The following is a 13,139-nucleotide window of genomic DNA, read 5'->3' as shown; positions in this document are numbered from 1 at the left end:
CATGAAACCTCGCACCAACACCCCATCCGCGTGCCCCTGCGGCAAGGGGCCCTATGCCAGCTGCTGCGCGCCGCTGCACGCCGGCACGCCGGCAGCCAGCGCCGAAGCGCTGATGCGCTCACGCTACAGCGCCTACGCCTTGCGCCTGGCGGACTATGTGCTGGCCAGCTGGCACCCCAGCACGCGCCCGGCCGAGCTGGATCTGAGCGGCGATGCCGCGCAGTGGATCGGCCTCCAGGTACTCGCCGCAAAAACCCAGGGCGAGCGCGCCGAGGTCGAATTCGTGGCGCGCTTCCGCATTGGCGGCCGCGCCCAGCGCATGCACGAGCTGAGCAGCTTCGTGTTGGAGGATGGGCGCTGGTTCTATGTGGACGGGGTAATGCGCGAGAAATGAGGCCGCGCGGCTTGGGGCTGACAGCAATATTCAAAATCCTGGCATGCCGCCATAATGCGCTTCCCTCTCCCTGCGAGACATCCCGTTCATGGGCGTCACATCGCCACGACCACGCGCTTATCTGCGCCACCCCACGGATATACCGATCCGCATCAAGGTCATGGCTGTTGCCGAGCAACGCCATGCGCCGCTCAAGGATGTCTGCATCGGCGGCCTCGCCTGTCGCATCGAGTACGCGCTGGAGATTGGCACGCCGGTCAATGTCTGCATCGATTGCGTCTCGCCGCCTTTCGAGGCGGCCGGCCGTGTGGTGTGGTGCCGCCAGTGCGATGGCCGGCACGAGCTGGGGATCCAGTTCATGCAGGAGGAAGATGCCTACGCGGCGCGCATGGTCGAACAGATCTGCCACATCGAGCACTATCGCAACGAGGTGCTGCGTCGCGAAGGCCGGCTGCTCGACGGCCATTCAGCCGCCACCGAATGGATAGGCAAATACGCTGCCGACTTTCCGAGTTTTCAGCCACCGGCCGGCGATTGAGTCGCCAGCCTGATGGAACTTCGCCTTCAGCACAGGGACGAATGCTATATTGCGGACCCCCGTATCACGGCTGCGCGCCACGGCGCCCTGATTGCTGCGCCGCTCGCACACCAAGGAAATCATGCTCGCCCTCTCCATGCTGATCAGCGCGCCTCGCGTGCTACGTGCCTGCCAGTTGCTGCTGGCCCTCGGTCTCACTTTCCTGACTTCACACGCTGCGCTAGCCGCTGAGTCCGATGGCGACATCGTCAAGGCGCGCATCGCCGTCTTCTCGGCCAAGCTGCAGGATCAGCATCCGCGCCTGCTGCTCAAACCTGAGGAGCTATCCGCATTCAAACAGTTCGCCACGCAGGTGCTGCCGCGCGAAGGTGACGGCGGCACCATGCTCAAGCAGCTGATTCCGGCCATCGACGGCAAAGCGCTGCCGGCGCAGCCGCTGGCGGTGTCGAATGGCACGCAAGAGGGCTCGCAAGCCTGGCGCGAGGGTTACAACATTGCCAACGACACCGGCAATATGGCCTGGCGCTATGCGCTGGCCTGGCAGCTTACCGGCGAACAGCGCTACGGCCGCGAAGCCGCACGCTGGCTGCTGCATCTGGCCAGCTGGAAGATCGATGCTGAAGTGCTGCGCACCAATGACGAGCTGTTCATCCAGCACTTGCGGCCGATGATCTTCGCCTACGACTGGGCCTGGAACGCGCTGACGCCGGAAGAGCGCACGACGGTTCGCGCAGCGCTGACGGCACGCCTGCAACTGCTGGCTGATCGCATCCAGCCGAAGTTCTCGTTGAGCCGCCCGAGTGCGCCCGACAATTCGCTGAGCCATCCGCTGCGCTTCATCTCGACCCTGGGTCTGGGCGGTCTGGCGCTGTATCACGAATCGAGCGCAGCGCCGGCCTGGCTGGCCTGGAGCTATGAGTATTACCTGCGCCAGTTCCCGGTGTGGGGCGGCGATGCAGGCGGCTGGGCCGAGGGCCTGAACTACTGGTCCACCGGCATGACCCAGCACCTGCGCTTTCTCGAAGCGATGCAACTGCTGGGCTTCGACGATGTTTTGCAGCGTCCCTTCTTCCGCAACACGGCGTGGTTTGCCAGCTACTTCCAGCAGCCTTACGCGGCCAGCTCCTTTGGCGACCTGACCAATGTGATGGCGCCCTCGCCGAGCATGGCCATGCTGGTCGAGAAGTTCGCCTTGTTGCTGCAAGACCCTTATCTCTACGGCTACGCCCACACGCTCAATCCGCGTTACCCGAGCGGCTTCAGCTACTACGAATTCAATGCCATCGACACCCTCTTGCAGGTGTTCCGCACGCGCCGCACCAGCCTGCAGGAGATCGGCCTCAAGGCTTTGCCGGCCAGCCGCTATTTCGACGATATTGGCTGGGTGGCGATGCACTCGAACTTTGGCGACAAGGCCAACGACATCATGCTCGGCTTCAAGTCCAGCCCTTACGGCTCGGCCAGCCACAGCTTTGCCGACCAGAACAGCTTTGTGATCAATGCCTTCGGCGAGCCGCTGGCGATCTCCTCGGGCTATCGCGAGTGGTACGACAGCCCGCACCACAAGGGCTGGACGCGCAGCACCGCCGCCAAGAACGCCATCCTGATCAATGGCGAGGGGCAGCCGATCAAGTCGGCCGCGGCCCGCGGGCGCATTACGCGCTTTGTGCAGGGTGAGCATTTCACCTTCACCACCGGCGACGCACGCGAGGCCTACAGCCAGCAGGCCAATCAGGCATTGCGCCATGTGTTCTTCGTGGACAAGCGCTACTTCGTGATGCTCGATGAGCTGAGTGCCAAAGCGCCGGCGCAATTCCAGTGGCTGCTGCACGCGCGTGACAAGATGAACATCGACGCAAGCCATAACAGCATCGGCATCGCTCGCAACGCGGCGCGCCTCGATGTGCAACTGTTCTGGCCGGCACCGGGCCAGCTTGCCTTCAAGCAGACCGATGCTTTCACACCGCCGGTCGCGCCGGGCTACGAACAACGCATGCCCAATGAATGGCATGTGAGCGCCAGCACCCTCAATGCCGCGCGCGATCAAGCTTTCTTCAGCCTGCTCTATCCGCACCGTGCGGATGTCTCGGCGGAAGACGCCAGTGCGCGCAGCCTGCCCGCTTCGCGCGGCTTTGCCCTGGCGCTGACCCGCGATGGCAAGGAAGATCGCGTCTACATCGCACGCCAGGACGAACAGCGCATCCGTGCCGAGGGCATCGAGATCGACGGCGCAGCCGGCTGGATCGGCAAACGTGACGAACAGGAAGCGCAGCTGGTGGTCGTTGCCGCACGGCGCCTCAAATCGAACTGGCTGAGCCTGGACGCAGATCGTCCGCTGGATATCGACATCAGCCTCAAAGGCAAGATCATCACCCTGGACATCAGCCAGCCGCAGGCGACCACCCTGCGCGTCAGCCAGGCCACGGCACCGCGCAGCGTCACCGGCGTCAATCCGGCGGACTGGCGCTATGACTCGGACAACAACCAGATCGTGTTCGACCTGTCGCCGCAAACCCGCCGCATCACGATCACCCAGCGCGAAAGCGGCTCACTGCTGGACTTCAAATTCTGAACACTGTGGCAGGCCAGGACTTCCCTCTATTCCAGCATCGCCCCTTCCTGCTGTTCTGGCTGGGGCGCGTTTTCACCTCGATGGCCAACAACATGCTGGCCGTGGCCATCGGCTGGCAGATGTACGATCTGACCAACAGCGCGATGGATCTGGGCCTGGTCGGCCTGGTGCAGTTTGCGCCGGCACTGTTGTTCACCCTGGTGGTCGGTCATGTGGCTGATCGCTACGAACGGCGCCTGATCCTCAGCCTGTGCCTGACACTGCAAGTGCTGCTGGTCGGCGTGCTGCTGCTGAGCACGCATGAGCACTGGATCAATCGCGAGCTGATCCTCATCTGCTCCTTCCTGATCGGCACCGCCAAGGCCTTCCAGTTGCCGACCCAGCAAGCGCTGGCACCGCTGACCGTGCCAACACAGCACTTGCCGCGTGCGCTGGCACTTGCCTCATCCGGCACACAGTTCGCAATCATCGTCGGCCCGGCACTCGGCGGCCTGCTGTATGCCCTGGGTGCCAGCGTGGTGTATGCGCTGTGCGCGCTGCTCTCGCTGGTGTCGGCCGGCTGTTTCTGGCTGATGCGTCTGGAACAGCAACAAACGCTCAGACGCGAGCCGGTGAGCTTGCAGAGCCTGTTTGCCGGGGTGCAATTCATCTGGCATCGCAAGGCCGTGCTCGGCGCCATTTCGCTGGATCTGTTTGCCGTGTTGCTCGGCGGCGCCACGGCGCTGCTGCCGATCTTTGCGCGCGATGTGCTGATGGTCGGCCCGCTCGGGCTGGGCATGTTGCGTGGCGCACCGGCGGCAGGCGCCTTGCTCACCTCGATCTGGCTGACCCGTCACCCCTTCGAGCGCAATGTCGGCAAGATCATGTTCGGCGCCGTGGCGATCTTCGGCGTCGGCACCATCATCTTCGCGCTGTCGCATTCCTTCGTGCTGTCGCTGGCGGCGCTGTTCGTCACCGGCATCGCCGACATGATCAGCGTGGTGATCCGTCAGTCCCTGGTGCAGCTGGAAACGCCGGACGACATGCGTGGCCGCGTCAGCGCGGTCAATTCGATCTTCATCGGCGCTTCCAACCAGCTCGGCGAATTCGAGTCCGGCGTCACCGCCGCCTGGTGGGGCGCGGTGTGGTCAGTCCTGGTCGGCGGCATCGGCACCCTGGTGGTGGTCGCCGTGTGGATGCGCAGCTTCCCCGAACTGACCCGGCGCCAGCGCCTCGGTCAGCCGCCGCAGCCCTGATGCGGTCTGCGGCGCAGGGCAAAGCTCAAGCGCCGACCAGCTCGTTCTTGATCGCGCCGCAGGGGCACTCGCCCGCGCAGAGGCCGCAGTTGTTGCAGGCCTCGTAATTGAACTCGAACTTCTTGCCCGGCCCGAGCTTGATCACCGCCTGGGTCGGGCAGACGTTGTAGCAGCAGTCGCATTCGAAGCAGTTGCCGCAGGACATGCAGCGCCGCGCCTCGAACAGCGCCGTCTCGCTATCGAGCCCGCCCTGTACCTCGTCAAACGTGCTCTGCCGGCGCAGCACATCGAGCATCGGCCGCACCGACTGCGGCGCATCGCTGTAGTACCAGGTATTGAGCTTGTCGAGCGAGGCCATCTCGGCTCGCGGCGCAACCACATGCTTGACGCCGCGCAGCCAGGCGTCGATATGACGGGCCGCCAGCTTGCCGTGGCCGACACCAACCGTCACCGTGCGCTCCGACGGCACCATGTCACCGCCGGCGAAGATGCCCGGGTAGCCGGTCATCATGTTTTCCGCCACTTCCACACTGCCATTTTTGATGCTCAGGCCAGGCACCTCGTCGAGCAGGGACAAATCGACATCCTGGCCCAGCGCCAGCACCACCGAGTCAGCCGCCAGGGTCTCGAATTCGCCGGTCGGCACGGCCTTGCCGCTCTCATCGAGCACTACCTTTTCGACGGTGATGGCGCCTTCGCCGACTTCCTTGATGGTCGACAGCCACTTCATCATGACGCCTTCCTGCAGCGCCTCTTCGACCTCGAAATCATGCGCCGGCATTTTGTCGCGGGTGCGCCGATAGACGATGATCGCCTCGGTGGCGCCCAGGCGCTTGGCGGTGCGCGCCACGTCAATCGCGGTATTGCCGCCGCCATAGACCACCACGCGGCGGCCGAGCATCGGCATCTCCTCGCCCTCCATGCTGCGCAGCACCGACACCGCGTCGAGGATGCGTGCCGACGTACCGGCCGGAATGCTGGTGCGCTTGGCGATGTGTGCGCCGACGGCCAGGAAGGCGGCGTCGAAACCTTCCTTCATGGCGTCGAGAATGCGTTCGACCTTGGTATTGAGTTCAAGCTTGACGCCCATCTTGACGATGCGCTGCACCTCGGCTTCGAGCACTTCGCGCGGCAGGCGGTATTTGGGAATGCCAAAGCGCATCATGCCGCCCGCCAGCGGGCCGGCCTCGCGAATCGTCACCCGATGCCCGAGACGGCGCAGATGGTAGGCGGCAGCCAGGCCCGAGGGCCCCGCGCCGACCACCAGCACATGCTTGCCCGATTCCTGCTCGGGCAAGGCAAACTGCCAGTCGTGCTTGATCGCCTCATCGCCGAGGAAGCGTTCGACCGAATTGATGCCCACCGCTTCGTCGAGCTTGCCGCGATTGCAAGCGCCCTCGCAGGGGTGATAGCAAACGCGGCCCATCACTGCCGGCAGCGGGTTCTGCGCGGTCAGCACGCGCCAGGCCGTCTCGTATTCGCCCTTGCTGGCAAAGGCCAGCCAGGCTTGCGTATCCTCGCCGGCCGGACAGACGCCATTACAGGGCGGCAAGCGTTTGACATAACTGGGTTTGAGGCCACGGTCAGCGATGAGCGACGCTGGTGGGGCAGGCTGCCTGCTGGCAAAGGGGTTGTTCATTCTCTTGTCTCCGGCAAACTGGCGCATGTCTGGGCCTCCGCTCAGCGGAAGGCGCAGCCACAGTAGGCCGGGAAGCCCCCATAGTTTCTGCTCATGGTCAATAATCCTGAAAATTGCCATGCGCCACGCGCAGCCCATGCAGTTTTCATCCCGCCACACAAACAGGGTTTCATCCATGAACGCAGGTCCCCAGCACGCCGATATCGCCCACAGCAGTCAGCTGGCCAGCCAGATCCTCGCCCAGCTCGAGCAGATCGTGCTCGGCAAGCCGCAACCTTTGCGCCTGGCGCTGGCCTGCCTGCTGGCCCGTGGCCATCTGCTGATCGAAGACCAGCCAGGCGTCGGCAAAACCACCCTCGCCCACGCCCTGGCGGTGACCCTGGGCCTGCGCTTCCAGCGCGTGCAATTCACCAGCGATCTGCTGCCCGCCGACCTGCTCGGCGTGTCGATCTTCGATGCGCGCGAGCAGGTGTTCCGCTTCCATCCGGGGCCGATCTTTTCGCAAGTGCTGCTGGCCGACGAAATCAATCGCAGCACGCCGAAAACACAGAGCGCCCTGCTTGAAGCGATGGAAGAACAGCAGGTCAGCGTCGATGGCAAGGCGCATGCGCTGCCCGAGCCCTTCTTCGTCATCGCCACGCAGAATCCCTCGCACCAGATCGGCACCTTCGCGCTGCCCGAATCGCAGCTCGACCGCTTCCTGATGCGCATCAGCATCGGCCTGCCGGATGCGGTGGCCGAGCGTGCCTTGCTCGCCGGGCAAAGCCGCCGCGAACTGCTGGTGCAGCTGCAGCCCCTGTGCTCGGCCGAGCAGCTGCTCGTCATGCAGCGCGCCTGCAGCAGCGTGCATGTCGGCGAACGCCTGCTCGACTACGTGCAAGGCCTGCTTGCTGCCAGCCGCAGCATGGCCGGCGTGGCGCAAGGCTTGAGCCCGCGCAGCGGCATCGGCCTGCTCGCCGCAGCCCGCGCCTGGGCGCTGCTGGCCGGGCGCGATCACGTCTTGCCGGACGATGTGCAGGCCGTGCTGCCCAGCGTCGCCGGCCACCGCCTGCAAGGCGCGGGTGCCGGTGCTGGTGCCCGCGTGCGGCAACTGATCGAAGCCGTCGCCCTGCCCTGAGCCGCACGTGTCTGCACTTGGCCTCAACAAGCACCTGAACGCCTGGCGTGAGCGCGCGCGCCGCCTCATGCAGCGCGTGCCCGGACCCGAGCGGCAACCGATCGTGTTGCCGCAGCGCCGCGTCTATGTCATGCCTACCGCAGCCGGCCTCGGCGTGGTAGTGATGCTGGTGGTGATGCTGCTGGCGGCGATCAATTACAACCTCTCGCTGGGCTATGCCTTCACCTTCCTGATTGCTGGCAGCGGCGTGGCGCACATCCTCGCCACCTGGCATAACCTGGTCGGCCTGCGCATCCACCTCAAGCCCGGCGAGCCCTGCTTTGCCGGCGAGATGGCGGAATTCCGCGTACAGCTCGATTGCCCGCGCGAACAGCGCCGCTATGCCCTGCAGATTTTCGATGCGGCCGGCAGCGAACGCCTGAGCATAGACCACAGCGGCACGCTCGCCTCGCCGATGGCGCTGCCGGCGCAGCGGCGTGGCTGGCTGCGCGCCGGGCGACTGCGAATCGAGACGCGCTATCCGCTGGGCTGGGTGCGCGCCTGGAGCTATATCGAGCCGGATGCGCAGCTGCTCGTCTATCCGCAGCCGGCGGGCGATCTGCCCCTGCCCAGCGGTGGCGCCAGCGGCCAGCAGGATGCCCGCCAGCCGCTGGCGCTCGCCGAGGAGGAATTCGCCGGCCTGCGCGAACATCGTCCAGGCGACCCGCCCGGGCGCATCGCCTGGCGCCGCACGGCGCGCGACGGCACCCTGCTGGTCAAGCACTTCACGCCACTCGATTACGCCGAGCTCGCGCTCAGCTGGCAGCAGCTCCCCGCCGCGCTGGATGTCGAAGCACGCCTGTCCCAGCTCTGCCAATGGCTGCTGCAAGCGCAAACGGCGCAGCTGCGGGTGAGCCTGCAGCTGCCCGGCGTACAGCTGGACGCCGCACAGGACGCCAGCCACTACCTGCTCTGTCTGCAGACGCTGGCGCTGTTCGCCCATGCGGAGGCGCAGCATGACTGAGGCCGCGCGCATTCCGCGAGCGCTGCAGTTGCAGCTCTGCGCGCTGGCCGCCATCACGCTATGGCCCTATGCCTTGTTCCAGCCCTGGTATCTGTCACTGCTGGCGGCGCTGCTGATCGGCTGGCGCGCGGCCCTGGCCTGGCAGGATCGCGCCACGCCGCGCCGTCTGGTACAGCTGCCGCTGGCCCTGGTGGCGCTGGCGCTGATCCTGTTTGCCTACGGCAATCCGGTCGGCCGCCTGCCGGGGCTCGCCGCGCTGTGCCAGCTCTTGCCGCTCAAGCTGCTGGAGACGCAGCGCACGCGCGACATCCGCGTCACCCTGTTGCTGGCCTTCTTCCTCATCGTCGGCATGTTCCTGCATGAGCAGTCGGCCATCGTTGCCATCGCGGCGGGTGCTGCCAGCCTGTTCGCCATCGCCTGCGCCGCGCGCACCCAGCGCCCGGCGCTGCCGCTCGGCGAGTCGCTGCGTCTGGGCGGCCGCTTGCTCGGCCTCGGCCTGCCGCTGATGCTGCTGCTATTCCTGCTCTTCCCGCGCATCGAAGGGCCGCTGTGGGGCATGCCGCTGGATGCCTATACGGGCAGCACGGGTTTGTCGGATCGCATGGACAGCGCCAGCATCAGCAAGCTGGTGCCAACCGGTGGCATCGCCTTCCGTGCCAGCTTCAAGGGCGCCATTCCGCCGCCGGCCGAGCGCTACTGGCGCGGCCCGGTGCTGGGACTGTTCAATGGCGAAGAATGGAGGCCGCTGCTGGCGCCGCCACGCAGCCGCGCCAGTTACGAGGAAATCGGCCGCAGCTGGGATTACAGCATCACCCTGGAGCCGAATAATCTGCGCTGGCTGCTCAGCCTCGATTACCCGCTGCGCAGTGACAGCGGGCGCTTCAGCTACGACAACGGCCTGATCGCCAGTGCGCCGGTGCGCCAGCGCACGCGCTACAACTTGCGCTCCTACCCGGACATCGTGGTCGGCCTCAATGAATCAGCGGAGCTGCTGGAGATCATGCAGCGCCTGCCGCCGGGCTTCAATCCGCGTGCCATCGCCAGCGGCGAAGAAATCGGCGGGCGCTGGCTACGCGCCCCCGAACGCCTGCGTGCGGTGATCGATCTGATGCGCAGCCGCAGCCTGCAATACACGCTGTCGCCGCCGCCCACCGGACGCAACAGCGTCGATGACTTCCTGTTCGTCACCCGCAGCGGCTTCTGCGAACACTTTGCGGCGGCCTTCGTGGTGCTCGCCCGCGCGGCCGGTCTGTCGGCGCGGGTAGTGACCGGCTATCAGGGCGGCGAAGTCAATCCGCTCGATGGCACCCTGGTCGTGCGCCAGTCCGACGCCCATGCCTGGGCCGAAGTGTGGCTGCCCGAACGCGGCTGGCTACGCGTCGACCCGACCGCCGAGAGCTTTCCGCGACGCATTGACGAACGCGGTCTGGAGAGCAGCTTGCCGCCCAGCGACGCCCTGCCCTTCATGGTGCGCACCGATATCGGCTGGCTGCGCAATCTGCGCTACCGCTGGGAAGCGCTGGGTAATACCTGGAATCTGTGGGTGCTCGGCTATAACGCCCAGCGCCAGATGGCAATGCTGCGCAGCCTGGGTTTTGCCGACGCCGACTGGCGCATGCTGGTCAGCCTGATGGCCGGCAGCGCCGGGCTGTGGTTGCTGTGGCTGATCTGGCGCCTGGCCCCCAAATATGCGCGTGCCGATGCGCTCGATCGCAGCTGGCAGCGCTTTTGCAAGCAGATGGCGCGGCGTGGACATGCACGCCACAGCTGGGAGACGCCGGCCGCCTATGCCGCACGGCTGAGCCTGCAATATCCGGCACAAGCTGATAACCTGCAGGGCATTGCCGAGCTTTACGCGCGCCTGCGCTACGGCAAGCTCGCCGCCCATGCAGACGACATCAGCACGCTGCGTGCGCGCATCAAAACCCTGAGCGCCAGCCTGGGCTCCACTTGAAATCACCACGGTCCATGCGTCAGCTTCTTGCTCTTGTCTGCCTGCTACCCGCCCTGCTCGGCACCTCGGCCTGCGCCCAGAACACCCCGCTCGAACCGGCGCCCGGCGGCAAGGGCAGCTACCTGCTGCGCCAGGATGTGCAGGACTTCATCAGTGATGTCAGCCTGCGCCTGAACCTGCCACGCGCCGAACTCGAACAGACGCTCGCCGAGGTCACGCCGGTGCCCAAGGTGATCGATCTGATCAAGCCCTCGGCCAATCCTCTGGTGCGCTCCTGGAAGCGCTATCGCGCGCGCTTTGTCGAGCCGATCCGCATCAGCCACGGCCAGCGCTTCATGAGCGACAATGCCGCCACACTGGCTGCCGCCGAGGCGCAGTACGGCGTGCCGCGCGAGATCATCGCCGCCATCATCGGCGTCGAAACCGTCTATGGCCGCAATACCGGCAGCTTCAGCACGGTCGCCGCGCTCGCCACCCTGGCTTTCGATTACCCGCCGCGTGCCGACCTGTTCCGCCGCGAGCTCGAATCACTGTTCCAGCTGGCGCATGAGCGCCACGTCAGCGCCCTCGACTTCAAGGGCTCGTATGCCGGCGCCATCGGTCTGCCGCAGTTCCTGCCGAGCAGCATTCGCGCTTTTGCGGTGGATTTCGATCACGACGGCGTGATCGACCTGCGCAATAGCGCGGCTGATGCGATCGGCAGTGTCGCCAGCTATCTGTCCGAAAACGGCTGGCAACGCGATGGCCGCATTGCGCTGCGCGCCACGCTCGCCGATGGCCGCGACGCCAGCGCACTGCTCGCCGCCGGCTTCACACCCAGTCTCTCAGCAGATACGCTGCGCCAAGCTGGCGTGAGCAGCCAGGCAGAACTGGCAAATGGCGAAAAAGCGGCGCTGATCGATCTGGTCACCCCTGGCGAGGCCACCGAGTACTGGCTGGGTCTGCAGAATTTCTACGTCATCACACGCTACAACCGCTCCAGCTTCTACGCCATGTCGGTCAAGGATCTGGCCGAGGCCTTGCGCTCAGCGAGCGGCATCAGCCGCCGCTGAGGCGTTGCGACTGCGGCGCCTCGAGTTCATCGAGCTGGTCGTTGAGCCAGTCCAGCGCCGGGTCAAGGGCATCAAAGCTCGCCCAGCTGCCGACCTGCTGGTAGATGCCATGCCAGACGCGATTCATGAATTGATAACCACCGACCTGCGGGCCGACCACATAGGCGGTGGCGGCGCGTTGCCAGTTGCGTGAATGGTCTTCCGCCATCTCATGGATGGCCAGGGTGGCGTCGAGCGGGCACACCGCATCTCCATCGAACTCGATCAGCATGCCCCAGGCGCCTTGCGCAGCCAGCGACGGCAGCAAGGCCTGGGCCTGTTCACGGAACAAGAGAACCAGATCCAGATTCCAGGGGCCCTGCACCCAGGCGTGCAGAATGCGGCCTTCCTGTTGCATCCGGCAGTGTCCGTGGATCTTATTCATGTCTTCCCCATTGCCGCGACCCCTCTCCCCTTGGCCCCACACACAGGCGCCCCCAGCCTGCAGTGTGCCCGTCCAGCATGACACCGGAACTGCGCTGGCGCAAAAACCGGTGCAAGTGCCGCACCTGTGCTCAAACTGCAGCATAGCGTTCTTTTAAGCAGAACGCAGATCATCCGGCCGGCATCATGCAAGTGGCGCAGCAGCGCACTGTGACCAGATGCGCTGCGCCAGCGGGTTCTGATTGTCTCGTGCGCAATACAGGCGAACCTCCAGCGAGCAACGCCACTGTGCCGTGCCCGCTTCCACCAGATGCCCCTCGGCGCGCTCATGGGCGACGCAGCTCTCGGGCAACCAGCCCAAGCCATGCCCCTCGACGATCATCGCCTTGAGGGCCTCGGACATATGCGTGTCGAAAGAACGCTCCAGATAGGCGCGCTCGGCCGCAGCCAGCAGGATCGTCTCGACCACGTGCGCCAGATAGGACCCCGGCGCATACGCCAGCAAGGGCGCTGGCTGGCCCGCCTGTGCCGGTAAGGCGTAGCGCGGCCGGCCGTCTTCGCGCGGCGCCGAAAAAGGCAGCATGCGATCAACACCGAGGCTGACAAAGGGAAAGCGCTCGGCATCCAGCAAGGCCGGCAGCTGCGGGTGGTGGTAGATGATCAGCAGATCCACCGCGCCCTCGACCAGGGCGGTCACGCCTTCCGGCACATTCACCGCGCTGACGCGGGCCAGCACATTGCCCAGCTGCTCCTTGATGCCGCGCAGCCAGCGCGGAAAGAAGGTCAGCGACAAGGTATGCGCCACCGCAAAACGCACCGCGTCCTGCTGCGCTGGCGCCTGGCCGCGCAACAAGGTCCGCATGTCATAGGTGCGCTTGAGCTGTTCGGCCGCGAAGCCGCGAAAGATGCGCCCGGCCGGCGTCAGCTGCACGCCGTGCTCGCGACGATCGACCAGCTCTACGCCCAGCCAGTCTTCCAGCGCCTGGAGATGACGGCTCAGGCTGGGCTGCGAAATATTGCGCTGTGTCGCGGCCCGCGCAAAGCTGCGCAGATCGGCAAGACTCAGGAAATCCTCCAGCCAGCGTACCTGCATCGCGCCCTCCCGGCCCGGCGCACATTCGGAAAATGGCGCTCATCATGCAATTAATGCATCAAATGTACAGGCTTGGCCTTAATTTTCCTAGTATCCAGACACCCCCAACCACAAAGGAT

General features: G+C 65.5%; 11 protein-coding genes. 8 read left to right on the top strand and 3 right to left on the bottom strand.

What is annotated here, in order from left to right; translation table 11 throughout:
• The first annotated feature begins 1 nt into the window (after window position 1).
• The 4 genes from ABDB84_RS14610 to ABDB84_RS14595 all read left to right on the top strand — a co-directional run bounded on the left by ABDB84_RS14610 (window position 2) and on the right by ABDB84_RS14595 (window position 4,739).
• Complete coding sequence (locus ABDB84_RS14610) at window positions 2-394, top strand: YchJ family protein (RefSeq protein WP_345920486.1); 393 nt, start codon at window positions 2-4, stop codon at window positions 392-394.
• Window positions 395-482: 88 nt separating this feature from the next.
• On the top strand, window positions 483-932 hold the full coding sequence (locus ABDB84_RS14605) for a PilZ domain-containing protein (RefSeq protein ID WP_345920485.1): 450 nt from the start codon (window positions 483-485) through the stop codon (window positions 930-932).
• 121 nt (window positions 933-1,053) lie between these two features.
• Window positions 1,054-3,504, top strand: a complete 2,451-nt coding sequence (locus ABDB84_RS14600) for a DUF4962 domain-containing protein (protein WP_345920484.1) — start codon at window positions 1,054-1,056, stop codon at window positions 3,502-3,504.
• A 5-nt stretch (window positions 3,505-3,509) separates the two neighbouring features.
• Window positions 3,510-4,739, top strand: coding sequence for an MFS transporter (locus tag ABDB84_RS14595; protein ID WP_345920483.1), 1,230 nt, complete (start codon window positions 3,510-3,512; stop codon window positions 4,737-4,739).
• 25 nt (window positions 4,740-4,764) lie between these two features.
• Here the strand turns inward: ABDB84_RS14595 and ABDB84_RS14590 are convergent, their stop codons facing one another.
• The gene (locus ABDB84_RS14590; RefSeq protein ID WP_345920482.1) at window positions 4,765-6,378 is read right to left on the bottom strand and encodes an NAD(P)-binding protein; all 1,614 of its coding nucleotides are present in this window, start codon (window positions 6,376-6,378) and stop codon (window positions 4,765-4,767) included.
• A 175-nt stretch (window positions 6,379-6,553) separates the two neighbouring features.
• On the opposite strand from ABDB84_RS14590, the gene ABDB84_RS14585 reads away from it, so the two are divergent.
• Genes ABDB84_RS14585 through mltB form a run of 4 tightly spaced genes read left to right on the top strand, consistent with a single transcriptional unit; the run spans window position 6,554 to window position 11,504 of the window.
• Complete coding sequence (locus tag ABDB84_RS14585; RefSeq protein ID WP_345920481.1) at window positions 6,554-7,495, top strand: AAA family ATPase; 942 nt, start codon at window positions 6,554-6,556, stop codon at window positions 7,493-7,495.
• Window positions 7,496-7,502: 7 nt separating this feature from the next.
• On the top strand, window positions 7,503-8,498 hold the full coding sequence (locus tag ABDB84_RS14580; RefSeq protein WP_345920480.1) for a DUF58 domain-containing protein: 996 nt from the start codon (window positions 7,503-7,505) through the stop codon (window positions 8,496-8,498).
• Complete coding sequence (locus ABDB84_RS14575; protein ID WP_345920479.1) at window positions 8,491-10,452, top strand: transglutaminase TgpA family protein; 1,962 nt, start codon at window positions 8,491-8,493, stop codon at window positions 10,450-10,452. Before ABDB84_RS14580 ends, ABDB84_RS14575 begins: the two co-directional genes overlap by 8 nt.
• Window positions 10,453-10,466: 14 nt before the next feature.
• A complete protein-coding gene (gene mltB, locus ABDB84_RS14570) occupies window positions 10,467-11,504 on the top strand; it encodes a lytic murein transglycosylase B (protein ID WP_345920478.1) in 1,038 nt (345 codons plus the stop codon).
• On the opposite strand, the gene ABDB84_RS14565 is transcribed toward mltB, so the two are convergent.
• Window positions 11,491-11,928 carry a hypothetical protein gene (locus tag ABDB84_RS14565; protein WP_345920477.1) on the bottom strand — a complete coding sequence of 146 codons (438 nt, stop codon included), beginning with the start codon at window positions 11,926-11,928 and terminating at the stop codon, window positions 11,491-11,493. The two genes, mltB and ABDB84_RS14565, sit on opposite strands and share 14 nt — an antisense overlap.
• A 183-nt stretch (window positions 11,929-12,111) precedes the next feature.
• Complete coding sequence (locus ABDB84_RS14560; RefSeq protein WP_345920476.1) at window positions 12,112-13,020, bottom strand: LysR family transcriptional regulator; 909 nt, start codon at window positions 13,018-13,020, stop codon at window positions 12,112-12,114.
• Between the last annotated feature and the right edge of the window lie 119 nt (window positions 13,021-13,139).

It is taken from the genome of Uliginosibacterium sediminicola (assembly GCF_039631295.1).
GTDB classification, from domain to species: Bacteria; Pseudomonadota; Gammaproteobacteria; order Burkholderiales; family Rhodocyclaceae; genus Viridibacterium; species Viridibacterium sediminicola.
This window is presented reverse-complemented; position numbering and strand designations above follow the sequence as displayed.

Excerpts from the sequence above, each read along its gene's own strand:
- ABDB84_RS14600 (WP_345920484.1), top strand. The coding sequence starts at position 1,054 with ATGCTCGCCCTCTCCATGCTGATCAGCGCGCCTCGCGTGCTACGTGCC.
- ABDB84_RS14610 (WP_345920486.1), top strand. The coding sequence starts at position 2 with ATGAAACCTCGCACCAACACCCCATCCGCGTGCCCCTGCGGCAAGGGG.
- mltB (WP_345920478.1), top strand. The coding sequence starts at position 10,467 with ATGCGTCAGCTTCTTGCTCTTGTCTGCCTGCTACCCGCCCTGCTCGGC.
- ABDB84_RS14605 (WP_345920485.1), top strand. The coding sequence starts at position 483 with ATGGGCGTCACATCGCCACGACCACGCGCTTATCTGCGCCACCCCACG.
- ABDB84_RS14585 (WP_345920481.1), top strand. The coding sequence starts at position 6,554 with ATGAACGCAGGTCCCCAGCACGCCGATATCGCCCACAGCAGTCAGCTG.
- ABDB84_RS14590 (WP_345920482.1), bottom strand. The coding sequence starts at position 6,378 with ATGAACAACCCCTTTGCCAGCAGGCAGCCTGCCCCACCAGCGTCGCTC.
- ABDB84_RS14560 (WP_345920476.1), bottom strand. The coding sequence starts at position 13,020 with ATGCAGGTACGCTGGCTGGAGGATTTCCTGAGTCTTGCCGATCTGCGC.
- ABDB84_RS14565 (WP_345920477.1), bottom strand. The coding sequence starts at position 11,928 with ATGAATAAGATCCACGGACACTGCCGGATGCAACAGGAAGGCCGCATT.
- ABDB84_RS14575 (WP_345920479.1), top strand. The coding sequence starts at position 8,491 with ATGACTGAGGCCGCGCGCATTCCGCGAGCGCTGCAGTTGCAGCTCTGC.